General features: G+C 34.1%; 1 protein-coding gene. It reads left to right on the top strand.

Annotated elements, in window-relative coordinates:
• The first annotated feature begins 39 nt into the window (after window positions 1-39).
• A complete protein-coding gene (locus tag ACFIM1_RS09530) occupies window positions 40-468 on the top strand; it encodes a hypothetical protein (protein ID WP_375614253.1) in 429 nt (142 codons plus the stop codon).
• The last annotated feature ends 39 nt before the right edge of the window (window positions 469-507 follow it).

Genomic DNA, 507 nt, shown 5'->3' with positions numbered 1-507 from the left:
TGGTAAAGTTATGGATTTAGATAGGGGATATTAAACCAAATGTTTTTAAAAAAACGTAAACAGCCTATGCAAAAAAAATTTGTTGCAACAGCGGTTGGGTATACACCATGGGGATTAGGGGTAGCAGAGTATTTTTACAACCTTTACGAATATGATGATGGATCAAGAGAATATGAGGAATTCGATGGTGGTCAGTATCAAGAGATGCCTGAAAGAGTTGATTACAGTACCAAGGCGCAAGTGAAAGCTTGGATATATGGGGGTGATTTGCCAAGAAGTGTATTGAGTTGTGAACCTTTGATAGATGAGGTAAATGCGAAAATCAAAAAACGTACAGAGAAAGATCAGTTGATTTGTGAGATTAGAGATAATGGTGAGAGATGTTATTCACAGGCTTATGATATAGACAGTGAACTAGAAAAAGCACTTGATATTCAATTAGGTAATTATCAAAATGAAAAAAAGTGAAAAAAATAAAAAATACGTATTGACTTTAAAGAAAAGGTC

The organism is Bartonella sp. AC158YNML, assembly GCF_042196725.1.
Classification (GTDB): domain Bacteria; phylum Pseudomonadota; class Alphaproteobacteria; order Rhizobiales; family Rhizobiaceae; genus Bartonella.
The sequence above is the reverse complement of the archived record's forward strand: the minus strand, read 5'-3'. Positions and strand labels throughout refer to the sequence as shown.